Raw genomic sequence first — 26611 nt, 5'->3', positions numbered from 1 at the left:
CCCGAAAAACAGGCGGGGGTTCCACCGATCTAGCCCAGTTCCTTGAGATACAACATGCCGTGCGTCCCGTCTTCGTAATAGCCGGGCATGACCCGCGCATCCACGTAGCCGAGGCTTTCGTAGAGTTTGATGGCCGAAACATTGTCCATGCGAACCTCCAGGCGCATCCGGGTGCAGCCGCGGCTCCGGGCCTCGCGTTCCGCCCGGTCCATCAGCCGCCGGGCGATCCCCTTCCCGCGATAGGCCGAAGAGACGGCGACGGAATAGATGCGGGCGGTGCGGGTATTGCGCCGGAAAAGAACCACCATGCTGCCGACGAGTCGACCCCGGTGATAGGCCCCCAGGCAACAGGCGCTTGGCGAACGCAGCAGGTTACGCAGGTTTCGGCGGGAAATCCGGTCGAAACTGAAACAGGCCTCCTCTAGATCGAGGAGGTCGTCCACACGATTCAAACCAACGCGGCGACAAAGCACGCCGACATCTTCCATTGGATTCATAATGTCCTGAAATCAGAAAAAGACCCCCCTCAGGATTCCAGTCCTGGGCGTAACGGATCGTTCGGCGCTGAATATGTTTATTCCCCGGGTTTTTTCAACCCATAAAACATAAAATAAGCGCCCCCGGGAAAACCGGTCCGGGGCGTGGTTTCCGGCGGGCGCAACCGGAGGGATTATGGGGTCGCACCCCGTGTTAGGATTTTGTTAGCCTTCCCCCGATTTTTTTTCACCAAGCAGGGGAACGGCTATGGAATGGCACGCAATTCAGGAGATCCTTTTCAAGGTTGTCGGAGGACTCGGAATCTTTCTTCTGGGCATGAAATACATGTCCGAAGGCATGCAGGCGGTTGCGGGCAGCCGGCTTCGCAAAATGATCAGCGCAGTGACCGACAACCGCTTGGCGGCCTGTGCGATCGGCACCCTGATTACGGGCATTGTCCAGTCGAGCTCGGTGACCACGGTGATGGTGGTCGGTTTTGTGAACAGCGGGTTCATGACGCTGATGCAGGCCATCGGCGTGATTCTCGGCGCCAACATCGGCACCACGGTCACGGCATGGATCATTGCGCTCAAGATCGGGAAGTTTGGCCTTCCGGCGCTCGGGGTTGCCGCCTTTTTCTTCCTGTTCTCCAAAAAGGAGCGCGTCCGTTATACCGCCATGGCCCTGCTGGGCGTAGGCATGGTCTTTTTCGGGCTCGAGACCATGGGCGGCGCGTTCAAGACGCCGGAAGTGAAGGCATACCTCACCCAAGTGTTTTCCGTGATGGATGCCGGAACCTTGTGGGGCGTGCTCAAATGCGCTTTCTTCGGGTGCATTGCCACCATGATCGTGCAATCCTCCTCGGCCACGATCGGCGTCACGATCGTGTTGGCCCAGGGCGGGATCATCGGGTTCGACACGGCGGCGGCCCTTGTGCTGGGCCTGAACATCGGCACCACGATTACCGCCTTCCTGGCCTCCATCGGCACCTCCACCAATGCCAAGCGCGCGGCCTATGCACACATTATTTTCAATGTCATCGGCACCCTGTGGCTGATCCCCTTCTTCTTTGCCTATGTGAAGGGCATCGAAGGGCTCTTTGTCCATCTGGAAGGATTCTTTGCCAAAACACAGGAGGGGTGGGACGACATCACCGCGAAGATCGCCCTGGTCCATACCGGCTTCAACCTCATCAACACCATCATTTTCCTACCGCTGATGAAACCGTTGGCCAAACTGGTTGAAAAACTCGTCCCGGAAAAGACCATCGACGAAATCAACCATCTCACCTATTTCGATGTGCGCATGCTGGATACCCCCTCGCTGGCCATTGTGCAATCGCGCAAGCAAATCCTGTTCATGGCCGAAAGCGTCGAAAAGATGGCCGGCTGGCTGGACCAGGTGCTCCACAGCACCGAACAGCTCGATGAACTGGAGAGCAAAATCTTCCACTACGAAGGCATCCTCGACAATGTGCAAAAAGAGATTGTGGTCTTCCTCAGCGAGATGCTCACCGGCCAGGTTCCGCACGATGTGATGGAGGAAGCCCGCCGTGAAATGCGGATCGCCGATGAATACGAAAGTCTCTCGGACTACATCGTGAACGTGCTCAAAGGGCACGTTAAACTGCGGAACAACCAGTTGGAGACGTGTCAGGAAGGCCGGATTGAACTGCTGGAACTTCACTCGCGCGTCTCCGAATACATCAAAATGGTCAACGAAGCCGAGCGAAACGAAAACCTGTACATCCTCGGGAAAGCGCAAACCGACAGCGATGCCATCACCCGCCAGATGAAAACATCGCGGCGCCAACATCTACAACGGCTCGCGGAAAGCAAAACTTCGCCCCTTCAAAGCCTGGTTTTCACCGATATGCTCAACAACTACCGCCGCATGAAAGACCACGCCTATAATATTGCCGAGGTCGTCGCGGGCGAAAAATAGCGAAACGGCCATCCGTTAACGACCAAGCTCCCCCTCGCGGGGGAGCCTTTTTTATGCGCCCTAGCCAAATCCAACCCCCCGGGCAACACTCCAAACACCGCGCTTGCCCGTTACTAATCTCTAATACCCTCCTCACAATCCCCTAACACTTCACCCCTAATCATACGCACATATTTAACAAGGAGATCCAATGCGCGGCGAACATTCCCCAAACATTGGAGTGCTACAAGGGGGCAGAGACCCGCTAAAACAAGCGGCAAAGGGGATTTCAGAGGTTTGAAACCATTTTGCCTAATGAAACCTGAACGGAGGATGAACATGAAAAAAACAACCGCAATTGGGATGGCCCTGGCCTTCGCGCTCTGCGCAGCACCGGTCTTTGCCGAGGAAGAGGCATCGATCTACGATACGATTTGGGGCTACGGCACCTGGTATGACAATGATGAAGCCAAGGTGATGCAGAACTTCGGCATTACCGGGCGCCTGCAGGGAGACGCCTTCTCCTTTAACGATGGAGACCTCGCCAACGAAGATATCGTCTGGCGCCGTTTCCGCTTCGGCTTCAAGGGTACGTTCTTCCAGAACCTGACCCTGCATGCCGAAATGGACATGGATATGAACGAAGCCGACTCCGGCGAGTGGGATCAATTCTACAACCGCCTGACCGACGTCTATGCCAAATGGAAGTTTTCCGACGCCGCAACGTTGAAAGTGGGTAAGCAGTCCGCAGGGTTCACCCTTGATGGTGGCACTTCCTCCAAAAAGTTGATCGTACCGGAACGCAACATTGTGGCCGGCAACATGTGGTTCGGCACGGAGTACTTCACCGGCGCAACCCTGGGTGGCGACGTTGAAGACCTCAGCTACAAAGCGGGGGTTTTCTCGGCCAGCGGCGAGCCGGAATTCGGCCACTTCGACAACGGCTACTTCGGCCTGTTTTCCGTTGGGCACAAAGTCGGCAAGGGCGATCTCCGCCTTGATTATGTCTACAACGGTGCCGAAGAAAGCGACCAAGGCTACGATAACGGAACCCGCGATCTGGAGCACATTGTGGCCCTCGTCCACAAAACCAAAATCAATGACAACATCGGCATCTGGTCCGACCTTTCCTATGCGGTTGGCATGGACGGAATGAGCGACCTGTTCGGCGGTTCCATCAAGCCGTTCTACGATATCTCCGACGAGTTCCAGATCGTGCTTGAATATGCCGGCGTAACCAGTCTGGACAGCGAAGTGGATGTCAACATGGCCCGCTACGCCTCCCGCAATGTGGCCAAGACCAAAGTTGAAACCGCGCACAACCTGCTGGCCGGCTTCAACTGGTACCTCTATGGCCACAAGCTGAAATGGCATAACGCCGTCGAATACAACTTCGGTAAAAACCTCGGCGGAACCGGTGCAGACTACAACGGCTACGGAGTAACCTCCGCCCTGCGCATCAGCTGGTAAGCTTTACATTGGGTGATTAACCCACCCTACCTACCCCCCCAAGGGCGCCCAATCGGGCGCCCTTTTTTCGTTTGGATACGCATCGCTCCTGTCCATAAACACTAATACGACTCGTCATTACGCATATTATCATGATAAATATGATCATGTTTTGGAAACACATTGACGCAATGCCATTGCCGAACAGGAGATATCAGTGAAAAAAATATATATTCCATACGCAGTCGCCTTCACATGCGCAGCCGCATTTGCGACCGCACCGGTTGAACTCGTGCCCGTCCAGAAAAAGGATCTGTCCATCACCACCACCCAGCCCGCCAGCATTGAAGCCTTCCACACCGCCAGCATTGGCGCACGCGTTACCGGCTACGTGAAGGCCGTGCTGGTCGATATCGGCACCCCGGTCCAAAAAGGCCAGCCCATGGTTGAAATCGATGCCCCCGAGCTGGCCGCCGCCGTCGATGTGCTCAAGGCCGAGATCAAGGATCGCGAGGCCGCCCTCGCCGCCGCCCAATCCGAACAACAACGCGTGAAGAAACTGGCCGAAAAAGGATCCATCACCGAAAAAGCGGCGCAGGAAGCGGAGCTCCGGTTGCAGCAGGCCGAGGCCGCCAAGGCCGTCACCGAAGCCAAGCTGGTGGAAGCGAACCAGATGCTGGCCTACACCCGGATCCCCGCGCCGTTCGATGGAACCGTATCCGTCCGCAACGTTGATCCCGGCGATCTGGTCGAAGCCGACTCCGGCAACATCCTTTTGGAAGTGGCCTCCGTTTCCCCGCTGCGCGTCGTGACCTTCATCCCCGAACGCGAAGCCGTTTGGCTCAACAACGGCGACAAGGCCACGCTCGCCTTCGATGCCTATCCCGGCCAAACCTTCGAAGCGTTGATCTCCCGCACGGCCGGCGTACTCGACCCCAAAACCCGCCGCATGCGTACCGAGATCGACCTCGACAACGCCAAGGGGCTGCTCTTCCCCGGCATGTACGGCAAGGTGAGCGTCGAACTCGAAAATCGCCGCAACGCCCTCGTGCTGCCCGCCGGGGCCGTCCGCCTCAACGACGGCGCCCCGCACGTCTACGCCATTGAAAACGACGCCGTCAAGCGCATCCCCGTTGCCACCGGAACCGACACGGGCACCGAGATCGAAATCCTCTCCGGCCTCACCGGCGGCGAACAGATCGTCGCCAACAGCATCGGCCGCCTACGCGACGGCGACGCGGTTTCCGTCAAGAGCCGCGACTAACCGGGGAGATCCAATGCTCGTAAAATTCTCCATCAAAAATTCCTTCGCCGTACTGGCCGCCGTGCTGGCGCTGGCCTTCCTCGGCTTCGCGGTCTACCCGAAAATACAGACCGACATCCTGCCCAACTTCAACAAGCCCGTCGTGATGAGCTACTATTCCTATCCCGGCCTCCCCACCGGCGAAATGGAAAAATCGGTCTCCTCGCGTGTCGAGCGCGCCCTGACCCTCGCGGGCAAGCGCGAGACCATCGAGGCGCGCATCCTGCCGGGCGCGGCGCTCATCAAGGTCACATTCCAGGCCGGCGCCGATCCGGGACAGGCCATGAACGACATCATCAACTATGAAATGTCCGACCTGTTCCACCTCCCGCCCGGCATCGAGGTTCCGTTCACGATGCGTTCCGAACCCGGCAACATGCCCGTCCTGCTCGCGGCCATCAGCGGCGAAGGCATGAGCGAAACCGAACTCTACAAGATTGGCTACTATGCCGTGCGCAACAAGATGGGCGGACTCCAGGGCGTGCAGATCCCCCACCCGTTCGGCGGCAAGTTCCGCCAGATGATGATCTATGTCGATCCCGACAAACTCGCCGCCCACCACCTCTCGGCCGACGACGTCGTCAAGGCGATGGAAAAGGCCAACCTCGTGATGGCCGGCGGCACGGTCAAGATGGGCGCGCTCGACTACCAGGTGCACCCCGTCAACACCCTGCCCACCCCGGCCGACATCGACGAGGTGCCGATCGCCGTGCGCAACGGGCAGACCATCCATATCAAGGATATCGGCCACACCAAGGATGACGCCGCGCTGCAATACAACATTGTCCGCGTGAACGGCCTGCGCTCGGTCTACTGCCCGCTGCTGCGCGAACCCGGCGAAAACACCGTGCAGGTCGTCGACCGCATCCGCGAAGGCATCGCCGCCGAAGTCCCCAACATGAAGGCGCGTGGCGATATTCCCGAGGCCACCGAAATCACGCTGGTGAGCGACCAGTCCACCTACATCCGCCAGGCGATGGACGGCCTGCAGAAACAGGTGCTGCTCGGCGCGCTGCTGGTGGTGCTGATTGTGGTGCTGTTCCTGCGCAAGCTGCGCCCGTCGATCGCCGTGCTGCTGATGCTGCCGCTCTCGCTGCTCTCCGGCTTGCTCGGCTTCTACTTCACCGGCGAAACGCTCAACGTCATGACCATCGGCGGCCTCGCCCTGGCCGTCGGCACCGTGGTGGACGCCGGCATCGTGGTGGTGGAAAACATCATGCGCCACCGTTCGATGGGCAAAAACGCCATCGATGCGGCCCGGGAAGGCGCCGAAGAGGTTTCGATGCCCGTCCTGGCAGGCATCGCCACCACGCTGGCGGTCTTCATCCCCGCCCTCTTCCTGGCCGGCATGATCAAGTTCCTGTTCCTGCCGCTGGCGGCCGCCGCCGTACTGACCATCGCCGCATCCTATGTGATTGCCATGACGGTTGCCCCCGCCTTCTGCGCGCGCTTCCTCGGGAAGGATTCCGGGAAAGCCAAGGTTCAACACAACCTGGAAGAGCGGATTTCCGAACCGGCCACCTTCTACCAAAAGCTGCTCTCGGGAGCCATGAAGGCGCGCTGGCTCACCATCGCCGTCATCGGCGGCGTTTCCGCCGCGGCATTCCTGCTGCTGCCCAAGGTGGGAACCGAGCTGTTCCCGGCGGTCGATGCCGGATCGTTCGAGATCCGCGTCAAGACCGCGCCGGGAACCCGGCTGGAAAACACCGAAGCGATCATTGCGAAGATCGAAGCCTACATCCAGCGGACCATCCCGGAGGAGGAGATCAAATCGATCATCTCGAACATCGGCATGCCGGTAGGCAAAGGTGCGGGTTTTTCGACAGTGCTCAGCTCCAACTCGGGCCCCGACACCGCGTTCCTGATCATCAACCTGCAGGAGAAGGGCCGCAGGAAGAGCGTCATGCGCTATGTCAGCGAGCTGCGCGCCGGGCTAGCCGAAACCTTCCCGCATGAAAAGTTCCTGTTTGTGACGGGCGGCATCATCAACGCCACCTTGAACGAAGGGGTTGCCGCGCCGATCGATATCCAGATTGCCGCCGGCTCGCTCGAAACCTGCCGCGCCACCGCCGAAAAGATCGAACGCGCCGTGAAGGAGGTTCCGGGTGCCGCCGACGTGCAGATTGCGCAGTCGCTCGACTACCCGCAGCTCGACATCCACGTCGACCGCGCCAAGGCCGCGCTCTATGGCCTGACCCAGGACGATGTGGCGCGCAATGTCGTGACCGCCTACGGCTCCAGCCTGGGCCATGCCCGGATGATCTGGATCGACAAGGGCGGCGTCGATTTCTTCATCGGCGTCCAATACGAGGACAACGAGATTGAATCGATCGAAGAACTGAAAAACATCCCGTTGCCGGTCAAACTCGACGGCACCCACACCACCGTGCCGCTTTCGAGCGTGGCCGAAATCAACCGGGTGAATATTCCCGCCGAGATTGCCCACTACAACATGTCGCGCGTCAACGACGTCTATGTGAACGTCGAAGGGCGCGACCTCGGCTCGGTTGTGAAAGACGTCGAGCAGGTGCTGGCGGGAATCGAGCTGCCCAACGGCGTGACCGTCAACCTGCGCGGCCCGGTGCAGTCGATGCGCGAGGGCGCGTCGTCGCTCGGCTTCGGACTGGTTACGGCGGTGGTGCTGGTTTTCCTGGTGCTGATGGCCCAGTTCCGCTCGTTCTCGGAACCGCTGATCATCATGCTGGCCGTTCCGCTGGCGCTTTCGGGGGTGGTGGTGGCGCTGTTCGCCACGGGCACCAACATCAACATCCAATCGTTGATGGGCTCGCTGATGCTGATCGGCGTGGTGGTGAACAACTCGATCCTGCTGGTGGAATTCGCCAACAAGCAGATGGACCAAGGGCATAGCCCGTTCGAGGCGGCCTACGAGGCGGCCTGCGTCCGCCTGCGCCCGATCCTGATGACCTCGCTGACCATGCTGGCCTCGATGCTTCCGTTCGCCTTCAACTTTTCGATCGGCAACGAAGCAATGGTTCCGCTGGCGCGGGCCATGATGGGCGGCATGATTGCCTCCACCATCCTGACGCTGTTCCTCGTTCCCTGTGTCTATACGCTGGCGAAAAAGCACCAGCCCAAACACGCTTAGCCCCCGGAGATTGAAACCATGAAAAATGCTCTTTTCAGTCTGATTCTCGCCTGCAGCGCGGCCGCCTATGCGGAAACGCTGCTGATCGACCTGCCGACCGCCCTGCGGTTGGCCGATGAAAAAAACACCGAGCTCGCCATTGAGGTGCAGCGCGTGGCCCGGGCCGAGCTCGACCAATCCGCGGCGTGGTACCAGTGGATTCCGACCCTGCGGATCGGCGCGGGCTATGCGTGGCAGGACGGCGCGGTGCAGGAGACGTCGGGCAACGTGATGGACGTCGAGCGCAACGCGCGCTACTACGGCATGGGCGGCATGACCCAGCCCGGCCTCTCGGTGGGCCTCGACCTTTCGGAGGCAATCTTCGCTCCCCTCGCCGCAAAGCAGCGCCTGCATGCCGCCGAGCTGGGCGAGGAGTCGGCCCGGCTACGCGTGATGCTCGAAGTGGCCTCAGCCTACTATGAACTCGTGCGCTCCACCCGCGAGGTGGAGGTGGCCAAGCTCTCCGCCGACCATGCGGATAAGTTGGCCAAGCAGACCGCCGACTTCTCGTCGAGCGGCGAAGGCCTGCAGGCCGACGCCGAACGCGCCGAGGTGGAATCGCTCATTCAGCAGCAGAAGGTCGAACTGGCCATGGAACGCACCGAGGCCGCGGGAATCAAGCTGGCCCGCCTGTTGCGGCTCGACAACCCCGTGCAGTTGGTTCCGGCCGATCGCATGATTGCCCCGCTGGCCCTGCTGGACGCCGGCGCGGATTTGCAAAGCCTGGTGGCCCAGGCGTTGGATGACCGCCCGGAGATCGGACGCAACCATGCCGAGCTCGCCGCGGCCGATGCCCGGCTGAAGCAGGAAAAATTCGGTCTCTTCCTGCCCAAGGTCGAGGTGGGGTATAGCTATGGCAATTTTGGCGGCGGCCCGGGAACCGGCAACGACTACGACGACCGCCGGAACGATCTGTATGGGGTGGTCTACTGGCAATTCGACAGTCTCGGCCTGCGCAACCGCAACAATATCCGGAAACAACGCGCCATGATGGAAGAAGCCAAGGCCATGCAGGAACAGACCCGGGTCGACATTGCCGCGGAAGTCCGCCTGGCGCATGCCGAGCTGAACGGTGCCCGGCGCCGCCTCGACCTCGCCAAACGCGCAGTCGATGGCGCCCGCAAATCCTATGACCTGAACCTGGAACGCGTGTTCGAGAACCAGGGCCTTCCGCTGGAAGCCCTGCAGTCGATCAAGGCGCTGGCCGAAGCGGAAGGGCTCTACCTCAACGTGGCAACCCAATACAACCTGGCCCAGCTCCGCCTGGTGTCAGCAACGGGGAAGGGGCTATAGAGAAGAGCCACCCGTATGTCGATCCTGTGAGCAACACGTTGGAATTCACCACTTCTTAATCTCACCCTAATGCTTTCCTAACAGCAATCGCCGAATTTAACCGCGGTTATAAAAAAAACTGTTAGGGAACCATAACAAACCAGGAGAGATTCAAATGAAGAAACAGATCCTCGCAATCACCACGGCGATCGCCGTTGCCGGCATGGCCGGTGCCGCAGACAAGATCGTCATCGACGGCTCCACCACCGTGGGCCCCATCGCCAAGGCATTTGCCGAATACTACATGTCGGCCAATCCCGACGTGAACATCACCGTATCCGAGTCCGGCAGCGGGAACGGCGCGAAGGGCATGGTCAACAGCACCTGCGATGTCGCCGCGATGTCGCGCCCGATGAAGGAGACCGAATTCAAGGCCGCCGCCGAAAAAGGCGTCCAGCCGGTTGCCCACGTGGTGGCCCTCGACGGCCTGCCGATCCTCGTCCATCCGTCCAACCCCGTGCAGGATTTGACCATTGAACAGGTTCGCAACATCTACCTCGGCAAGATCAGCAACTGGAAGGAGGTCGGCGGGCCCGACAAGGCGATCGTGACGATCTCGCGCGACACCAATTCGGGCACCTACGAAACCTTCGAAAATCTGGTCATGAGCAAACAGAAGATCCATGAAAACTGCGAATATGTCGGCTCCAACGGCGCCATCCGCCAGCGCGTGCAAAGCACCCCGGCCGCCATCGGCTATGCCGGCCTCGGGTTTGTCGACAAAACCACCAAGGCGCTCAAGATCAACGGCATCTACCCGTCCGCCGAAACCGTGCAGACCGGCGAATACCCGATTGCCCGCCCGCTGTTCCTCTACACCAACACCTATCCGAAACTGGGCAGCGCGGTCTACCAGTTCGTGACCATCCACCTGACCGAGGACGGCCAGGAAATGGTTGAGGAAATCGGGTTCGTTCCGGTGACCGCATACTAAAAACGTGAGGCGTGACGATTGAGGCGTGATCTCCGGGTCGCGCCTTTTTTTGTAAAAACACGTCCCCCACTCAACACAGCTTCTTAATCTTCCCCTAATCTTTCGCTAACATTACCCCCCCAATCTGCACCCATTCTTAAGGGATTCGTGTGTCTATGAGCGAAACAGCAAATAAAAGCCTAATGTTGAGCGATGCGGCGAGCTTTCGCCAACGGCTGGCCGGAATGTTTGGACAGGGCGTCCTGTTCCTGATCACCTCGCTCTCCACCTTCGCGGTGTTCTTCATCTTTTACTTCATCCTGAAAGACGCCATTCCCTTCTTCAAACTGGAGGGTTTCCAGGAATTCTTCACCAGCACACGCTGGTATCCATCCGGCAAGCCCGCCGAGTTCGGCGCGCTGCCCATTTTCATGGGAACCGCGCTGGTGACCCTCGGCGCCGTGGTGGTGGCCGTTCCGCTGGGCATTGCCGCCGCGGTCTGCCTGAGCGACCTGCTTCCCTTCAATGTCCGGCAAATTGTTAAACCGGTCATCGAAGTGCTGGCGGCAATCCCCTCGGTTGCCTATGGCTTCTTTGCGCTGGTGGTCTTTGCCCCGCTGTTGCAAAACCACGGCGGCGCGATCCTTTCGGCCGGAATCTGGATTGTGCTGGGGCCCATCGTTGCCCTGCTGGTGGTGGTGATAGGCGACATGGCAACCGACAAACTGCGCAACAAGGTGAATCCAAAGGTTGCCGGCGCAATCGTCTTTTCCGCACTCGGCGCCCTCGCCCTCCTGTTCCTCTATCGCCTCTCCTCCCAGCTCAGCGGCATCGAAATCAGCTCCGGAACCAACGCCCTGAACGTATCGGTCATTCTAGGAATCATGGCGCTGCCCACGGTGGTGAGTGTTTCGGAAGACGCCCTGCAGGCGGCCGGCCGCGAGCTGCGCGAAGGGTCCTATGCCCTCGGCGCCACCCGCGCCGAAACCATCATCAAAACCATCATTCCCGCCTCCATCAGCGGCATCCTCGCCGCCGTCATCCTGGGCGTCATGCGCGCCATTGGCGAAACCATGGTGGTCTGGATGGCCTCGGGCAACGCCGCGCGCCTGCCGGACCCGATCTACAACATGCTCCAACCCATCCGCACGCTCACCGCCACCATCGCCGGCGACATGGGCGAGGCCGACCACGTGACCGGTTCCTCCCGTTTCCACGTCCTCTTCGCCATGGCGTTCTGCCTGCTCGCCTTCTCGTTCATCATGAACCTCGCCAGCGAAATCATCGTCAAGCGCTCACGCAAGAAGCTCGGGAAATAGCCATGCGCCTAGAGACTCGAAAACTCCTCGACAAAGCCTTCTCCGGAGTCGGCCTGATTGCCATTGCCGTGATGGGTGTTGCGCTATTGCTGATCCTGTCGCCCATCGTCTGGCGCGGATCCAAGGCCTTCGTTTTCAAGGGCACCATCGAGCACCGGCGCGTGATGCTCGAACAGTTCGACCGCGGAGACCCGGACCAATTCAACCAGGAATCGGCCGCGATTGCCGCCGCGCGCGCGCCCGCCTACCAGATGCTGGAGGCGTTCGAGGCCGAGACCCGCGAACTCGAGGCCTCCTTGGAAGCCGGCATGGACGCCAGGAAAGAACGAGCCAAGGAGCTGAAAACCCAGGCCCGGGCACTTAAGAAGGAAGGCAAGGCCGAAGAGGCCGAAAAGCTGGAAGCCGAAGAGGATCGGCTCAAGGATGAAGCCAAGGCGCTGAAGGAACAAATCCAGGAACTCGACGAGACGCGCAACGCCCCCTTCGAAGCCGTGAAGGATGCCATGAGCGAATTGCTGGGACCCTTCCCCGGCCAGCGCACCCCGGTGCTGCTTCGGCAGCAATATGGCCAGACGCGCTGGGACCGCACCTTGGTTAAGCTGCACGAGGTGCTCTATTCCGAGGAGTGGGACTATTCCAATGCCGACGCAATGGGCGTTCTGGTTGAAAAGCCGCGCGCCGACCAGTTCACCGGCACCACGCTGGAGCCGTTCTTCCCCTACCTCGAGGAACACATCGGCGAGATGATGAAGCCAAAGACCACCCTCTACTGGCAGTTCATTACCGACAAATCGAAGGACTCGCACATTTTCGGCGGCATCTGGCCGGAGGTGCTGGGCACGATCTACCTCACGCTCGGAGCCATGCTTTTCGCCGTCCCCATGGGCGTGGTCGCCGCCATCTATCTCTGCGAATATGCCAAGGAAGGCCGTCTGGTCAGCTTCCTGCGCATCTGCATCAGCACGCTGGCCGGCGTACCCAGCATTGTCTTTGGCCTGTTCGGCCTCGCCTTCTTTTTGAATACGATCCAGGTGTCCGACTCCAAGAGTGTGTTGGCCGGGTCGTTGACGCTTTCGCTGCTGATCCTGCCAACCATCATCCGCTCCTCGGAAGAGGCGATCCTGGCCGTGCCGCGCGCCTACAAGGAAGCCGCCCTTGGTCTCGGCGCCGGACGCTGGCACACCGTGATGACCATCATCCTGCCCGCGGCCCTCCCCGGCATCCTGACCGGCATCGTCATCAGCATGGGCCGCGCGGCCGGTGAAACCGCGCCAATCATCTTTACCGCGGCCGTCAGCGTGGGCGCCCCGCTCAAAATCTGGGAGACCCTGAGCCAACCGACCCCCGCCCTGCCCTGGAACATCTACAACCTGTGCACCGAGCACGAGGCGGTCGACGAAATCCGCCACGTGCAATACGGCATGGTGTTCACCCTGGTGGCCATCGTGCTGCTCCTGAACCTGTTCGCCATCCTGATGCGCGCGCGTATTTCAAAGAAACTCCGTGGATAGGAACATTACGAATTACTCGTTAGAGGCCAATATGACCGAAGAAATCACCATGAAGAAGATCGACACGTTCGCCAACCACGACGACGACCACAAAGTGCGCGAAACGCATATCGAGGCCAAGGATTTTTCCCTGTTCTACGGCGACTTCGAGGCCGTCCGCAAAGTGAGCATGAAGGTGCCGAAAAAAAGGGTTACCGCCATGATCGGCCCCAGTGGCTGCGGCAAGAGCACGCTGCTGCGCTCGATCAACCGCATGAACGACCTGATCCCCTCCACTAGCGCCAGCGGCGAAATGATCTTCGATGGGCACAACATCTACGCGAAGAACATCGATGTGGTTACCCTGCGCGCCCGGGTTGGCATGGTGTTCCAGAAGCCCAATGTGTTCCCGAAATCCATTTTCGACAATGTGGCCTACGGCCCGCGCCTGCAGGGGGTGAAGAACAAGCAGGAGCTGGGCGAGATCGTCGAGCAGAGCCTGCGCAAGGCGGCCATCTGGAACGAGGTGAAGGATCGGCTCCAGGCCAATGCCCTCGGCATGTCGGGCGGGCAGCAGCAGCGCCTCTGCATCGCCCGCGCCCTGGCCATCAAACCCGAGATCCTGCTGATGGACGAGCCGACCTCCGCGCTCGACCCGAAGGCCACCGCCAAGATCGAGGACTTGATCGGCCAGCTCCGCAAGCAATACACCATCATCATCGTCACCCACAACATGCAGCAGGCCGCGCGCGTCTCCGACCTCACGGCTTTCATGTATGAAGGCGTGCTGGTAGAGTTCGGAAAAACCAAGCAACTGTTCACCAACCCGGACAACCCGCAGACGGAAAACTATATTACAGGACGATTTGGTTAATAATGCGTAACGAGTAATGCGTAACTGTCACGAATTACGCATTACGCATTACGCATTATGAATCAGCCTCCGAAGGAGACCCCATGGCAAAACATCTGGAAAAAGAACTCGAACGCCTCAAGAAAATGATCTACTCGCTCAGTGCGCGGGTCGATGAAAGCCTCGAGCTGGCCGTTAAATCCATCCAGGAAAACAACATTGAACTGGCGCAAAAGGTGATTGCCGACGACAAGCTCGTCGACAACCTGGAGATTGAAGTGGAGGAGGAATGCCTCAAGGCCCTCGCCCTCTACCAACCCGTGGCCATCGATCTGCGGTTCATCATTGCCGTCATGAAGATGAACAACGATCTCGAGCGTATCGGCGACCTCGCCGCCGACATTGCCAAGAACGGCATCAAGATCAGCAAGCTGCCCAAGCCCAAGATCCCGCTCGACCTCCACCAGATGACCTATCTCGTGAAAACGATCGTGCGCAAAAGCCTCGATTCCCTAATCAACATCGACCCCTACCTCGCCCGGGAAGTCATCAAGGACGACGACGAAATCAACGACATGAAGTCGGAGATGAAGAACGAGATCGTCGAGGCGCTCCAGCGCGAACCTGAACACGCCGAATCGCTTATCACCCTGCTGGCCATCACGCACCGCCTCGAGCGAATTGGCGACCATGCCTGCAATATTGCCGAGGATGTCATCTACATGGTCGAGGCCGACATCGTCCGCCACAAGGCGGCCGAAGGCTAGGCGCTCGCCGGAGCGGCGGCTTCTCCCTTGCAGAGGCGGGTGTATCGTGTTTTACTTTGCGGTCATCAACCCGTGGCACAACCAGAAGGGGGTAGTTCATGTCCAAGCAAGCCGTTCAAAAGCAGAAACCTCTCGACGATTCCTATTGGATCTATTTCCTGAAACTGGAATCCGACTTCCACGCGGCCACGCAATACGTTGCGTGCACCGAAACCAACGACGCCACCTGCTCGATCGAGTTTGCCAAGCAGATTGTCTGCATCTGCACGGAATGCGAGGGGATCCTCAAAAAGCTCTGCAAGATGATCGACCCCAAAAACCAAGCCGTCAACATGGGGCACTACAAGCGCACCATCCTGAGCCAATTCCCCGAGATCCACAAAGCCCCGGTTGACCTGGACCGGTTCCACCGCACGGAGCATCCCTTCGCCGAATGGGCCAGCTCCGGAGGGCGGCTCGATTGGTGGAATGCCTACCAGGATGTGAAGCACCATCGCGACAGCAACCTGGAAAAGGCCAACCTGAAAAACACGCTGGATGCGCTTTGTGCGCTGCTCGTCCTCAATCTTTATCTCTACGGAAGCAACCCGGCCAACGGCACGGCAACCCTTGGCGGCACCCTATTGCTGCGGGCGCCCGGCATGGCCCGAACGGAAAACGTTCCGCCCACCGACGCCCTGCCCCACCTTTCCGTGGCACGGAAGCCTTCTGAATAAACCGCCGGGGTATCGTTCTAAGTGGCGCCGTGTTGCAACCCCACCTCGGTGTTATTGACATATAGCGTCTGGGTCGGGAAGGCGAATTCGATTCCGGCTTCGTTATAGCGCTTGAGCAGCTCCATGTTGAGCCAGTTGGCGTGCTTGAGGTAGTCCCAGTATTCGGGCGGATGATACCAGTAGATGACGAGAAGGTTCAGCGAACAATCGTTGAAGTCGTTGAAGAAGACCCGCGGCGGAAACTCCGCGTCCATGCCCTCGTGGTTTTCCAGCAGCTCGTTGAGGATGTCGATGGCCTGCTGCACCTTTTCAGGGGGCGTGTCGTAGGTGATGGTCACGTTCATGACGCGCTTGATGTAGGGGCGCTTGCCGATGTTTTGGATCATCTGGTTGGCCAGTTCGCCATTGGGCATGGTGACCAGATGGCCATCGAGCGTCCGCAGGCGCGTGGAACGGAAGCCGACTTCCTCGATCGTGCCGTCGTGCCCGCCCACCTTGATGCGTTCGCCCAGCTCGAAGGGTTTGTCGGCAAAGATAACTAGCGAACCGAAGAAATTCTTGATGGTTTCCTGGGCGGCCAAGGCCACCGCCAGGCCACCGACCCCAAGGCCGGCGATGATCGACGTGATGGGTTTATCGCTCAGGATCTGGGCAATCTGCACCAGCGCCAGGATCACGATGACCACCCGAAGGCTCTTGCGCACCATCGGTGCCATCATATCGTCCATGGTGGTTTTAGTCTTTTTCGTGACGTGCGTAATGGCATGGTCGATCACGTCCACCATCGAATAGACAAAGAAGGTGACGACAATCGTGAAGAGCACGCCAAAGCAATCGGCAATGATTTCCTCTACCCCGTCACTGAACGACAGGGTCTGCAGGCCATACCGCAGCCCAATGGTAAGGAATAGGAAGGGGATCGGCCGGGAAAACGATTTGAAGGCCACCAGCACCCACGGGCGCGATTCGAAACGCTTGGTCTTGCCCATCCCGTTCAAGACCAGCTGGATCAATTTACCGAGCAGCATTGCCCCGACAACCCAGCCCAACAAAAAGAGGATCTGCCTCCAAGTAATCTCGCCAAAAGCAATGTCTTCCATCATGGCACCATCTCCGTTCGGTTAATGCCATCGAAGATAATTTCTTTGCACCGAATGCCAAGTTTCAAGTTGCACCGAATTCATTCCGGCCAGGCAGAACCAAGGCAGCCTCCGTCCGTCAAGGTTAGCGCATTAAAACAAAACCATAGCCTCATCGTGTGGAGAGTCGCCGGCCCCACAAAACTACCTATGGTTTTCGACGGTGGGCGGGGTGGTGTTGCCGGATGCTTGCAGGTTTAGGGCTTCAGGGAATTGTTGGTAGTGCGCGCGGACGGCGTTGGCGAGCTGTTGCTTGGTGGGTTCGCCGATGGTGCAGATGCCCTTGTGGGGCAGTGCGGCGAGCAAGGCATCCAGCAAGCGATCCTGCGGTTCGGGCATTCTGGAACGCCAGGAGGCGAGCAGGTTTTTGTCGATGCGCGGAGGCAGCGAACCGAGGATGCCGACATCGTTCTGGTTGTGTACCATCAGGCCGGAGGTGGTTCCGCGATCGAGGGTGAGCACCTGGAAAAAGTATAGCGTATGGTAGGCGAGCTGGGCCGCTAGATCCTCTTCCGCCGGAGGGGCGGCAACGCGAACGGCATCCGATAGGATTCCGGCATAGGTCTCGATGGCCGCCTCCCCCACCCGTTGCGCAAGGGCATGGTCGGTTTCGAAGTCGCCGGTATTGAAGTTTTCCAGATAGAAGTGGGCGATGCCGCGGTGGCGGCCGAGGGCCGGAATGAAAAAGTAGCGCCCGCCCTGCTCCACTGCTTCGGCGAATTGTTCCGGGGCGGCGGCGTTGAGGGCATGTATGAACCGTTGCTTGTCGGCATCGGAAGGAAGCGATGGGTTGAGGTCGGCCATGATACGCCAGTAGCCGTTGCCGCCTTTCATCTCTGTCCAGCTAATGTGGATGTGCACAGAGGGTGCCTGCGGATGCGCCGGATGGACAATGGTGGATATGGCGGATGCCGAACCGAGCTTTCGGTCGGGATCATCGTTGTAGTGCACCTGCGAAACATTGACGGATGCGCGTCCGAGCAAGGCGGTATCCTCCACCCCGAAACGGCGACCACCGCCGTGCCGTCCGGCATCGCGCAACCATTCGGAGCAAAGGAATGCCTGCCCGCCCAGTTCTTCGAGGGTTGCCACAAAACGGGATTGCAAGGCTTCAACAAGGGCCAGCGCCCTTGCCGCCTGCGCGGATGAAGCGGATATGGGGCTCATGGTTTCTTCGGCAGTTCCATGATGTAGCGGAATCCGACATCGCTCGGGACAACGGGCGTATCGGAGGAATAGGAGCAGGGCAGGAAGTTTTCCGGCGTGGAAGCACTACCCCCCTTGAGCTGGAAGAATTCCTCGTCGGTCGGCAAGGGCGTGGAGGTCATCTCGCGGACATTGCCGGCCATGTCGAACACGTCGTAGACCGATTTATCGGACGACATGAAGCTTTTCGGAGGGGCAAAGGCCGGATACTTTTCCTTCCCCTTTTTATTCTTCCTGGTGAGGGCGAAGCGCTCATCGAACACGTTGCCCCAAACGTAGATTCGCCCATCGACCCCGCGCGCGGCCTTTTCCCACTGTTTGACGGATGGTAGGGAGATGGCGGCCCCCATGCGCTTGCCCATCCATTCGCAGTAGGCTTCCGCCGCCTGACGCGTGATCCCGACGACGGGGTGCACCACATCGAGTTTGTCGGGGTGCAACATGTTTCCTTCGTCGTCCCAGACATTGTGGAACTCGCGCTCGGTTTCAACCACCTGGATTCTGCTTCGGTAGTTTTTCTTCAAAACCGGATCCGGCAGGCTTTTCCAGAACTCGAGATATTCGCCAAACGTGACTTCGGTCTCCTTGATGAAGAACGCGTCCAGCTCCACCACCTTGCCGCGATAGAACCGGGATTCCTGCCCGCCGAAAACAAATTTCCCGGCGGGGATGAAAGCCATGCCTTCGGGGAATTCGGAAGGGAAGTCCATGTGCTGAACCTTGGCCTCGCCATGGCCGATATGAATCGGGAAGGGTCGCATCCCCCCCCCGCTGGAAAGCGAGGCCATCGCCAAGTAGGAGCCCGGCTCGACGGCGTCGATGTTGATGGGCGGCTTTCTTTTGGCAATGGCCACATCGTGGTCGATCACCAGCCTTCCGCCGCCGGGCTTCAGGGCAAGGATGATTACATTTTCCACGTTGTCGGATGCGGTTAGCTCCAGACGACCGACCCCGCCAACCCGTTCGCGGGCATGGTACAGGAATGCCGCCGCCTCGGCGGTGGGCGTCTTACCCCACGCATTCAACAGGGCATCGACTTCGTTCAACCACTCGCCGGCCAACTTGACATCGTCCCGGAAGAGGGCCAACTCAATCCGGTTTCGGTAGATATGGTAGATCCCCTGCTTGATCGGCTTTTTCCGGCGGAGGGGCAGCGGCACGCTTTCATAGTTGCTGAGTGCAATATTGAATTCGGTGTTGATGTTCCGCAACACCTCCTCCAGTTCACCGCGCAGCTGGGTTTCTTCCGGCGTCTCCTCGCGCTGCACCGCACTGGCACACAGATCCTGGAGTTGTGTCATTTTTTCCTTCGCATCCACCACCAGCTTCTCGCCAGCGACAAGGTGGTCGTTGGCGGTTTTCAGATCCTGGTCATAGGCGCCCTGAATCATGGCGCGTTGCGCACCGAAGACCAGTCCCAACACAAGGACGACGGCGGCGGTTACACTGGATTTAACCGGATTCCGGCGGCAGGATTTCCAGAAGCGCACATGGCGCGGTGCCCGGTAGGCGCTCACGTCGCGGTGGCCGATATAGTTGCGGATATCGTCGGCAAGCTGTTCGACGGAGCGGTAGCGGTTGACCTGGAAGCGGGCCATGGCCTTCATGCAAATGGCATCGAGTTCGCGCGGGATTTTCATTTCCGGCCGGCGTTTGCGCGGTGATTGGAAATTGCCCTGCTTGACGTTTTCGAGCAGCTTTCGCAACTGTGTTTTCTCGAAGGGCGGAAGGTAGGTCAACATGTGGTAGAGAATGGCGCCGAGGCTGTAGACATCGCTTTGGAAGTCGATCGCGTCGATATTGCCCTCCGCCTGCTCCGGCGACATGTAGTTGGGAGTTCCGGAAATGGCGCCATCGAGCGTGCGGGAGCCGTCTTCGAACTCCTCCATGCGCAGTTGCACCTTGCCGGGTTCGACCTCCTCGTCATTGAGTTGCTTCACCAGCCCCCAATCGAGCACCAGGACTTCGCCAAACTCCCCGATCATGATGTTGGCGGGCTTGAGGTCGCGATGGATCACGCCCTTGCTATGGGCAAAGGCCACCCCGTTGCAGACGGCCAGGAACATTTCGAGCAGGACGTTCAGCGGATACTGTTTCTGGAAGAACGCCGTGTTGACCTGAAGCTTGTCGAGGAGCTCCTTGAGGTTTTCCCCCTCGATCTTCTTCATGGTGAAATAGATTCCCAGCTCATCGGTCATCCCCATCTCATGTACCGGCATGATGTTGGGATGCTCGAGCTGCGCGGTGCCCCGCGCCTCCTTGAGGAAGCGATCGACCACGTCCTGCTCTTCCCGGAACTGGCTCTTGATGGACTTGATGGCCACCTCGCGCCCCAGCAGCGTGTCGCTGGCGCCATGCACCTCGCCGAAAGAGCCCTTGCCGAGCGGGGTGATGGTGGTGTAGTGCGATTCCGGCTTTTCCATTTTGACGGAAAGCACCTGCTTGACCTTGCCCAGCTCCAGCGAGGAGCCGGTCGCGGCCGTGGCGTCGGTGGTTTCCGTTGAATCGAGATTGCGGTCGGCGTCGGGTTGATCCATTCATACCTCCAGAAATGCGGACATCCTATGGAAATCGTTCCGGTGGGTCACGGAGATTAAACAAAAATGCCCGCCTTCCATAATCCGGAAGCCGGGCATGTGCGGGCGGGCCGAACCGGCTATGCGCTGATCCAAGCCTTGATGCCTGCGGGCAAAGGCAGAACCGCCTTCAATTCGCACTCGCCGGCCGGAATCTCCACCTTGTCGCCGGGCCGGTGGCCGATGAGCGCCTTTGCCAGCCGGGTTTCGCTGGAAATGATCGAGAGGGCTTCGTCCTGATCCCACACCCCGAGGATGTAGTAGGTTTCCTCGGCTCCGGTTTCTTCATATCTCAGTTCCACCCCGCAACCGGCGGCAACGACATCGGTTCCGATGTCGGCGAAGTCGGTCGGTTTGACCTTTTCCAGATCCTCGGCCAGCTGAGCGCCCTGCGCCATGAGCAGGCCCTGGCGCTCCTTGGCATATTTGAATTCCGCGTTTTCGCGAAGGTCGCCATAGCTGCGGGCCACTTCGATTTCCTTGGAGTTTTCCGGGATATCGACCGTCATGATTCGCTCGAGCTGTTTTTGGCGCAGGGTATAGCTGCGCGTGGAGGTCTGCGGAACTTCCCGTCTCGTAGCGGCCTGCCCGGCGGTCGGGAGAATGATATCCTGCAATTCGGGGAACTTGCGAAGCACCTTGGCCACAACCGACTTGCGGTCGAGCGCATCCCACCCGTTGCCTTCGTGGATGCGGCGCATGAAGTCGCGGCGCTGCTGCTCGGTCATGGCGCCCATCACATCGTGAAGCCATTCTTCCGTCTGGAAGCGTTCGCGCAGCTGGTTCTGTGCGCGGAGCATGGCGCCGGCGCTGTTGACCTCCAGCACTTCCTGGATGCGGAAGGCGAGATCGCCCTTGGAGATCAGGTCCCATTTCTCGACATATTCGGTGGAGCGCTGGCACCACAGCAACATGGGCGAGCTGGCCGTACGGCGCGCCACGGCACTGGCCATGATCTGGCGTACGTCCTCTTCGGCGCCATGGGCAATCAAGGCCGCCATCACTTCATTGAGCACCGGGTGGCTGACCACGGGAATCACTTCGCTCAAGGTGCCGATAACGGCCTCCTTGTCATTTTCGATCAGAATCGTCAGCAACGCCTGCAACTGGCGCGACGGCAGGCGGTCGAGCATGGTGACCAAATCGTCGTCGATCAAATCGCGGATCAGTTTGGCGGTCTCCAGATCGGTCGGCTCGATTTCGAACATCCGGGCATAGATGAAGCCTTCGGCCTTCCACTCGGGACGGGCAGACGGCGCGCCTTTAATAATGAAGGAGAGGCGGTTCGCCAGCACCTCCTGGGCGGCTTCCGACGAAATATCGATCTTTTTCTCGATGATCTCCTTGAAGCGTTCGAACAGGCCTTCGATATCGCGTTCGGCACCGATCATCCCGAACCATGCGTCGTCGTAGGCCATGCCCTTGCGATGGAAGACAATGTTGTCGGAACGCTTTTTCGGGATCTCGACGGAGGCGTCATCCTTGAGCGCCCGGCGGGCGCCCTCCCAGAATTTTTTCCATTTGGCTTCGGTCAGCACGGACGGCACCAGCTTTTCCATCAGGCGGGTAACGGACATGTTGCCATAGCTCCGGAGCGTAATGCGCACGACCTCGGCCGGCTCCTCCTTGACCATCTTATCGAGCTTGTCCGGATGGTTGTGCTTGATGGCCAGGATGTGTTCGTCGCCGAGCACTTCGAGCGCTTCGGCGGCATAGCTGAAGGCCATCTCGTGATCGCCCTTGCGTTCGAAGTCGATCTCGACCTGCTGGTAGAAAAAGTCGATATGCTCGATGATGCCGAAGCCCCAGGTTTCGTTGTAGCAAAGCATTCCGGTCTTGAGGGAGCGAAGGAGATTCAGGCGCTCAAAGCATTGGGCGACCGGGGTCTGGCCACCAAATCCGGCGGGCTCGATCATCTTGAGCGCGTTGCGGTCCTTGCCAAAGAGCTTTTCGAGCACCCCCTTGATGTCCGAGACCGTACCACGTACGCCGCCCATCCACGAGAGGACCGCCAGCGCATCGTCGACCTTATCGTCTTCCGCCAGCTTCTGGAACAGGTGCTGGGCCCCGCGATCGGCTTCCTGCCCACGATCCGCATCCACCAGCCCGTCCAGCACCTCGACCAGCTCGGACGCATCGATCTCGCCATCCGCCAATCCCACAATCCACTCTTCGTTCACCGATTCCAAATCCATTGCTTGTCTCCTGAAAAATTAGCGACGAAACATAGCGGTTTTCACGGGGTCTGGAAAATGTTTTCGGCGGGTGATTTCCAGTTGCCTTCAATCCCTTCGCCTAAATTCGGCAAAAAAAACGCCATGGGAAACCCATGGCGCGTATCCGAAGGAATCGGCGAGGATCAATTGCCTTCCTTATTGCCGTACTGGGATTGGTATTTGCGGTAGAGTTCCTGCTCTCCCTTGTTCATGAACTTCTTGATGTCATCGATAACCGATCCATCGGACTTGAACCCTTTCCAGATAGGGCCGAATTCATCGTTCAGCACCCGATTGGCCCCAGTGGAGTCCCTGCCGGCTTTCGCCAGAACCACCACATTGATGGTTGGCCATTTTTTCTTATCAGGGCCATAGACATCCAGGCACATCTTTTTCAGGGAATTCGCCATCTTGGTGGGTTGGGCCGGAGTCCGGTTCCCCTTCTTGGAATCACCGGTTTCCCATCCATCAATGTAGTTGGTTGTCAGCACGAAGATGGTATCCGGCTTCTGCTCCAGAATTGCCCAGGCCACCCCTCGTCCCCAGTGCATGAAGCCATTGGGCGCATCCGGCGCATATTTTTTTTCCAGTTCGCTCGGAACATAGTAGGGATAGCACCATTTGGTGGCGTAGAACGGGAGCTTATCAACCTTGGTCGGATAGTTTTTATAGGCGGCGGCAACCGTGGGCGGCTTCCCCGCAAAACAGTACTGATAATCCCCTTCCAGCGGATTCACCGGTTCCATCCAATCCTTCACCTTCTGCTTGTTCGCCGACGTCGCCAGTTGCATCTTGGGTTCCATCGCCCAGGCATCGCCCGCAAAATAGGCAATGACGTTGAACAAGGTGTATTCCGGCAATCCGTCAACCAGATCCTCCAACCGGTTCCGGATCGTCAGGCCGGTCATGCGCGAAAACGGGGTATATCTGGTCTCGCCGTTCCCGCCCCCCCCGGCACTGATGGTTGCCGGACCGAAGTGGACGACGAAGACGATGGATTCGCCCTTGGCCTTGGCGCCGAAAAAGTCGATTTCGGGCATGGAGAAGCCAATGCTTTCCACCCCGCCGCCATCGCCCATGCCGGCCATGCCCCCCTTGACGCCGGTAATCTCGGGCATCTTGAACTCGGGGGTATTGCGTTTCACATCCTTAACCACCACGCGTTTGCGCAGCTTTGGCTTCGGCTTGTTTTTCTTCACCTTCACCGGCACCTGCAGCTTCTTGAGATTTTGCTTCGGGCGGCTGACTTTCTTGTATTCGAATTTTTGTTCTTCCTTCTGGATGACGGTAACCGCCACGAAGGACACGGCCACGAGAACCAGGACGGCATGGATGCCCAAACTGATTAGGGCTGCGCTGGATTTGGCATGTTTGGCGAAAAATCGCTTTTTAGGTCTTTTCTCTGTCATTGCTTTTCCTCTGGTCGACGGGAAACGGCCCTTCAATAGCGACCGCACAGGGCTTCTTGAAAAAGATGGTAAGCTAGCACATCATCGGCCAAATTCAATCCGAAGCTTCCCTTAAGCATAAATAAACACCTCGACGAATAAGGGGGAATTCATCCGGCGACAATTGCGGGTTATTTGCTGCCGTACTGGGACTGGTATTTGCGGTACAGATCCCGTTCTTCTTCATTCATGAACTTCTTGATATCGTCAATCACCGAGCCGTCGGCATTGAACCCCTTCCAAATCGGCCCAAACTGCGCATTCAACACGTTTCCGGCCCCTTGGGAATCCTTGCCCGCCTTGGTGAGGACAACGATGTTGATGGTCGGCCATTTCTTTCGGTCCGGCCCATAGGAATCGGTGCACATTTGTTTAAGGGAAGCCGCCATCTTGGAAGGCTGCCCCTTGCTGCCGCTGCCCCAACCATCGATATAGTTGGTGGTCAGAACGAAAATCGTGTCGGGCTTTTGCTCGAGGATGGCCCAGGCGACACCGCGGCCCCAGTGCATGATTCCGCCTTTCGCCGTGGCCGCATACTTCTGGACGAGGTTGCCGGGAACCGCGTAGGGATAAACCCACTTCGGCGCATAGGATGGAAGTCCGGTCACCTTGGTCGGATATTTTCCGCGGGCATTATCGACCGACTTGGGCTTACCGGCGAAGCAGTGCTGATAATTGCCTTCGAGCGGGTTGACGGGAGCCATCCACTCCTTGACTTTCTGCTTGTTGGCCGGGGTGGCGAGCTGCATGTTCGGCTCCATGGCCCAGCAGTCGCTAGCCCAGTAGCTCGTCACATTAAAAAGGGTGTATTCCGGCAGCCCCTCCACCAAGTCCACCAAACGATTGCGGATGGTCAGGCCGGTCATGCGGTCAAAAGGGGTCGGTCCAATCGTCGCCGGGCCAAAGTGCACCACGAAGCAAACCTTTTCGCCCTTGGCCTTGGCCCCGAAGAAGTCCATTTCCGGCATGGAAAAGCCGATGCTTTCAACTCCACCGCCATCGCCCATGCCAGCCACGCCTCCCTTGACGCCGGTAATCTCGGGCATCTTGAATTCGGGGGTATTGCGTTTCACATCCTTAACCACCACGCGCTTTCGCAGCTTCGGCTTCGGCTTGTTTTTCTTCACCTTCACCGGCACCTGCAGTTTCTTGAGTTTTTGCTTCGGACGGCTGACTTTCTTGTATTCAAACTTTTGATCTTCCTTCTGGATGACGGTAACCGCCACGAAGGATACGGCAACCAGAATCAGGACGGCATGGATACCGAGGCTGATGAGTGCCGCACTTGATTTCGCGTGTTTTGCAAAATAACGTTTCTTTTGTTTTTGGTCTGACATGGTTTCCACCTATTGCGTGCATCGTTCCATCAAGGATACGGTTGCACGCCGGGGTTTCTTTGGATTATTCATAAAAAATGCCCGAGCGACCGGGCATCTTCAGAAAAGAAAGGGGCGCCATGACGGCACCCCTTCTATTTCTTTCTACATCGTCATGCTGAACGACATGTTCTTCACATCCGCCGCAGCGCAGGCGTCCATCACCTTGATGATGCGCCCATGCACGGCCTTGTCGGCCGGAAGGATGTTGACGATCAACTCGCTCCCCGAAGAGTCGGCCGCTTCCTTAAGCGAAAGCAGCTGGCCAATCAGGTCGTCGAGGTTGGTCTCGTCCTTGCCAAAAACCATGCCTTCAATCACGATGTCGCCGAGCTCGGAAACCTCGATCAACACCTCGATCGGCAGATCGAGCGACTCAGGCACGTCCACCTTGGCCGGAAGCATGAAGGAGAGGTCTGCTTCCTTCTTGATCAAGGAGGCCGTCACCATGAAGTAGATGAGGAGCAGAAACACGACGTCAATCAGCGGAGCAATTTCCAGCTCAGCCTTTTTATTCATCATTTCTTCAATAAGTTTCATAATTTACTCCTCGAAGGTTGCGTAGATGAGGTCGGTTGCCCCGACCTCGCCACACGCGATCATGAGATCTTTGCAGGTCTTGTACTCGACACGGTGGTCGGCGCGAATCAGGATGCGCAACTCAGGGTTCAGATCCAGCTCGGAGTCGATGAGCGTTTTCAGCTCCTCGAGTTCCACCGGCTGGGTACCCACGTATACCTGGTTGTCCGCATCGATCGAGAGCATCATTCTGCCCTTCGTGTCTTCCGGAACCTTGGCGTGGGAAGATTGGGGAATCTCCACCTCCACCTTTTCCAGTTCCGTGACGACGGAAGCGACCATGAAGAAGATGAGCAGCAGGAACACAAGGTCGATCATCGGCCCCATGTCAATGCTTACGTCATCTCTGGCTGGTGACTTAATTTTCATTCCACACCTCGCGTT

The 26611-nt window shown here is 58.6% G+C and carries 20 protein-coding genes; 11 read left to right on the top strand and 9 right to left on the bottom strand.

Translation table 11 applies throughout. From position 1 onward, the window contains the following. Nucleotides 1-29: 29 nt before the first annotated feature. The gene (locus E9954_RS01070) at nucleotides 30-497 is read right to left on the bottom strand and encodes a GNAT family N-acetyltransferase (RefSeq protein ID WP_222846999.1); all 468 of its coding nucleotides are present in this window, start codon (nucleotides 495-497) and stop codon (nucleotides 30-32) included. Nucleotides 498-744: 247 nt separating this feature from the next. Between E9954_RS01070 and E9954_RS01065 the strand changes: the two genes are divergently transcribed. The 11 genes from E9954_RS01065 (at nucleotide 745) to E9954_RS01015 (ending at nucleotide 15687) form a co-directional block, all read left to right on the top strand. Beyond that, nucleotides 745-2421, top strand: coding sequence for a Na/Pi cotransporter family protein (locus tag E9954_RS01065; RefSeq protein WP_136077409.1), 1677 nt, complete (start codon nucleotides 745-747; stop codon nucleotides 2419-2421). A 318-nt stretch (nucleotides 2422-2739) separates the two neighbouring features. Continuing rightward, nucleotides 2740-3870 carry a porin gene (locus E9954_RS01060; RefSeq protein ID WP_168441873.1) on the top strand — a complete coding sequence of 377 codons (1131 nt, stop codon included), beginning with the start codon at nucleotides 2740-2742 and terminating at the stop codon, nucleotides 3868-3870. Nucleotides 3871-4066: 196 nt separating this feature from the next. Continuing rightward, nucleotides 4067-5113: an efflux RND transporter periplasmic adaptor subunit gene (locus E9954_RS01055; RefSeq protein ID WP_168441872.1), complete on the top strand. Its 1047-nt coding sequence runs from the start codon at nucleotides 4067-4069 to the stop codon at nucleotides 5111-5113. A gap of 13 nt (nucleotides 5114-5126) precedes the next feature. After that, the gene (locus E9954_RS01050) at nucleotides 5127-8258 is read left to right on the top strand and encodes an efflux RND transporter permease subunit (protein ID WP_136077406.1); all 3132 of its coding nucleotides are present in this window, start codon (nucleotides 5127-5129) and stop codon (nucleotides 8256-8258) included. Between the two features lie 18 nt (nucleotides 8259-8276). Then, entirely contained in the window at nucleotides 8277-9590 is a 1314-nt protein-coding gene (locus E9954_RS01045; protein ID WP_136077405.1) for a TolC family protein, read from the top strand. Between the two features lie 154 nt (nucleotides 9591-9744). Next, complete coding sequence (locus E9954_RS01040; protein ID WP_136077404.1) at nucleotides 9745-10563, top strand: phosphate ABC transporter substrate-binding protein; 819 nt, start codon at nucleotides 9745-9747, stop codon at nucleotides 10561-10563. 155 nt (nucleotides 10564-10718) lie between these two features. After that, nucleotides 10719-11861: a PstC family ABC transporter permease gene (locus E9954_RS01035; protein WP_136077403.1), complete on the top strand. Its 1143-nt coding sequence runs from the start codon at nucleotides 10719-10721 to the stop codon at nucleotides 11859-11861. 2 nt (nucleotides 11862-11863) lie between these two features. Further along, complete coding sequence (pstA, locus tag E9954_RS01030) at nucleotides 11864-13372, top strand: phosphate ABC transporter permease PstA (protein ID WP_222846998.1); 1509 nt, start codon at nucleotides 11864-11866, stop codon at nucleotides 13370-13372. A 49-nt stretch (nucleotides 13373-13421) separates the two neighbouring features. Continuing rightward, on the top strand, nucleotides 13422-14225 hold the full coding sequence (gene pstB / locus E9954_RS01025) for a phosphate ABC transporter ATP-binding protein PstB (protein WP_222847197.1): 804 nt from the start codon (nucleotides 13422-13424) through the stop codon (nucleotides 14223-14225). Between the two features lie 83 nt (nucleotides 14226-14308). Beyond that, nucleotides 14309-14971, top strand: coding sequence for a phosphate signaling complex protein PhoU (phoU, locus tag E9954_RS01020; RefSeq protein ID WP_136077401.1), 663 nt, complete (start codon nucleotides 14309-14311; stop codon nucleotides 14969-14971). Nucleotides 14972-15069: 98 nt separating this feature from the next. After that, the gene (locus tag E9954_RS01015) at nucleotides 15070-15687 is read left to right on the top strand and encodes a hypothetical protein (protein ID WP_136077400.1); all 618 of its coding nucleotides are present in this window, start codon (nucleotides 15070-15072) and stop codon (nucleotides 15685-15687) included. 17 nt (nucleotides 15688-15704) lie between these two features. Here E9954_RS01015 and E9954_RS01010 read toward each other — a convergent pair whose 3' ends face one another. The 8 genes from E9954_RS01010 to E9954_RS00975 form a co-directional block, all read right to left on the bottom strand. Then, nucleotides 15705-16790 carry a mechanosensitive ion channel family protein gene (locus tag E9954_RS01010; protein WP_136077399.1) on the bottom strand — a complete coding sequence of 362 codons (1086 nt, stop codon included), beginning with the start codon at nucleotides 16788-16790 and terminating at the stop codon, nucleotides 15705-15707. 180 nt (nucleotides 16791-16970) lie between these two features. Next, the gene (locus tag E9954_RS01005) at nucleotides 16971-17993 is read right to left on the bottom strand and encodes a coproporphyrinogen III oxidase (RefSeq protein ID WP_136077398.1); all 1023 of its coding nucleotides are present in this window, start codon (nucleotides 17991-17993) and stop codon (nucleotides 16971-16973) included. Continuing rightward, the gene (locus tag E9954_RS01000; RefSeq protein ID WP_136077397.1) at nucleotides 17990-20569 is read right to left on the bottom strand and encodes a bifunctional serine/threonine-protein kinase/formylglycine-generating enzyme family protein; all 2580 of its coding nucleotides are present in this window, start codon (nucleotides 20567-20569) and stop codon (nucleotides 17990-17992) included. The genes E9954_RS01005 and E9954_RS01000 overlap by 4 nt, the downstream gene beginning before the upstream one ends. 119 nt (nucleotides 20570-20688) lie before the next feature. After that, nucleotides 20689-22803 (bottom strand): GreA/GreB family elongation factor, encoded by a 2115-nt coding sequence (locus E9954_RS00995; protein ID WP_136077396.1) that lies wholly within the window; start codon nucleotides 22801-22803, stop codon nucleotides 20689-20691. Nucleotides 22804-22967: 164 nt separating this feature from the next. After that, nucleotides 22968-24233 carry a hypothetical protein gene (locus E9954_RS00990; RefSeq protein WP_136077395.1) on the bottom strand — a complete coding sequence of 422 codons (1266 nt, stop codon included), beginning with the start codon at nucleotides 24231-24233 and terminating at the stop codon, nucleotides 22968-22970. 170 nt (nucleotides 24234-24403) lie between these two features. Next, nucleotides 24404-25609, bottom strand: coding sequence for a hypothetical protein (locus E9954_RS00985; protein ID WP_136077394.1), 1206 nt, complete (start codon nucleotides 25607-25609; stop codon nucleotides 24404-24406). A gap of 144 nt (nucleotides 25610-25753) precedes the next feature. After that, the gene (locus E9954_RS00980; RefSeq protein WP_136077393.1) at nucleotides 25754-26188 is read right to left on the bottom strand and encodes an ExbD/TolR family protein; all 435 of its coding nucleotides are present in this window, start codon (nucleotides 26186-26188) and stop codon (nucleotides 25754-25756) included. A 3-nt stretch (nucleotides 26189-26191) separates the two neighbouring features. Further along, nucleotides 26192-26596, bottom strand: coding sequence for an ExbD/TolR family protein (locus tag E9954_RS00975; protein ID WP_136077392.1), 405 nt, complete (start codon nucleotides 26594-26596; stop codon nucleotides 26192-26194). Nucleotides 26597-26611 lie beyond the last annotated feature (15 nt).

It is taken from the genome of Pontiella desulfatans (assembly GCF_900890425.1).
Taxonomy (GTDB): Bacteria; Verrucomicrobiota; Kiritimatiellia; order Kiritimatiellales; family Pontiellaceae; genus Pontiella; species Pontiella desulfatans.
The sequence above is the reverse complement of the archived record's forward strand: the minus strand, read 5'-3'. Positions and strand labels throughout refer to the sequence as shown.

What these genes read in the sequence shown, in the direction of transcription:
- E9954_RS01070 (WP_222846999.1), bottom strand. Translation starts at nt 497, where the DNA reads ATGAATCCAATGGAAGATGTCGGCGTGCTTTGTCGCCGCGTTGGTTTG.
- E9954_RS01065 (WP_136077409.1), top strand. Translation starts at nt 745, where the DNA reads ATGGAATGGCACGCAATTCAGGAGATCCTTTTCAAGGTTGTCGGAGGA.
- E9954_RS01060 (WP_168441873.1), top strand. Translation starts at nt 2,740, where the DNA reads ATGAAAAAAACAACCGCAATTGGGATGGCCCTGGCCTTCGCGCTCTGC.
- E9954_RS01050 (WP_136077406.1), top strand. Translation starts at nt 5,127, where the DNA reads ATGCTCGTAAAATTCTCCATCAAAAATTCCTTCGCCGTACTGGCCGCC.
- E9954_RS01045 (WP_136077405.1), top strand. Translation starts at nt 8,277, where the DNA reads ATGAAAAATGCTCTTTTCAGTCTGATTCTCGCCTGCAGCGCGGCCGCC.
- E9954_RS01040 (WP_136077404.1), top strand. Translation starts at nt 9,745, where the DNA reads ATGAAGAAACAGATCCTCGCAATCACCACGGCGATCGCCGTTGCCGGC.
- E9954_RS01035 (WP_136077403.1), top strand. Translation starts at nt 10,719, where the DNA reads ATGAGCGAAACAGCAAATAAAAGCCTAATGTTGAGCGATGCGGCGAGC.
- pstA (WP_222846998.1), top strand. Translation starts at nt 11,864, where the DNA reads ATGCGCCTAGAGACTCGAAAACTCCTCGACAAAGCCTTCTCCGGAGTC.
- pstB (WP_222847197.1), top strand. Translation starts at nt 13,422, where the DNA reads ATGAAGAAGATCGACACGTTCGCCAACCACGACGACGACCACAAAGTG.
- phoU (WP_136077401.1), top strand. Translation starts at nt 14,309, where the DNA reads ATGGCAAAACATCTGGAAAAAGAACTCGAACGCCTCAAGAAAATGATC.
- E9954_RS01015 (WP_136077400.1), top strand. Translation starts at nt 15,070, where the DNA reads ATGTCCAAGCAAGCCGTTCAAAAGCAGAAACCTCTCGACGATTCCTAT.
- E9954_RS01010 (WP_136077399.1), bottom strand. Translation starts at nt 16,790, where the DNA reads ATGATGGAAGACATTGCTTTTGGCGAGATTACTTGGAGGCAGATCCTC.
- E9954_RS01005 (WP_136077398.1), bottom strand. Translation starts at nt 17,993, where the DNA reads ATGAGCCCCATATCCGCTTCATCCGCGCAGGCGGCAAGGGCGCTGGCC.
- E9954_RS01000 (WP_136077397.1), bottom strand. Translation starts at nt 20,569, where the DNA reads ATGGATCAACCCGACGCCGACCGCAATCTCGATTCAACGGAAACCACC.
- E9954_RS00995 (WP_136077396.1), bottom strand. Translation starts at nt 22,803, where the DNA reads ATGGATTTGGAATCGGTGAACGAAGAGTGGATTGTGGGATTGGCGGAT.
- E9954_RS00990 (WP_136077395.1), bottom strand. Translation starts at nt 24,233, where the DNA reads ATGACAGAGAAAAGACCTAAAAAGCGATTTTTCGCCAAACATGCCAAA.
- E9954_RS00985 (WP_136077394.1), bottom strand. Translation starts at nt 25,609, where the DNA reads ATGTCAGACCAAAAACAAAAGAAACGTTATTTTGCAAAACACGCGAAA.
- E9954_RS00980 (WP_136077393.1), bottom strand. Translation starts at nt 26,188, where the DNA reads ATGAAACTTATTGAAGAAATGATGAATAAAAAGGCTGAGCTGGAAATT.
- E9954_RS00975 (WP_136077392.1), bottom strand. Translation starts at nt 26,596, where the DNA reads ATGAAAATTAAGTCACCAGCCAGAGATGACGTAAGCATTGACATGGGG.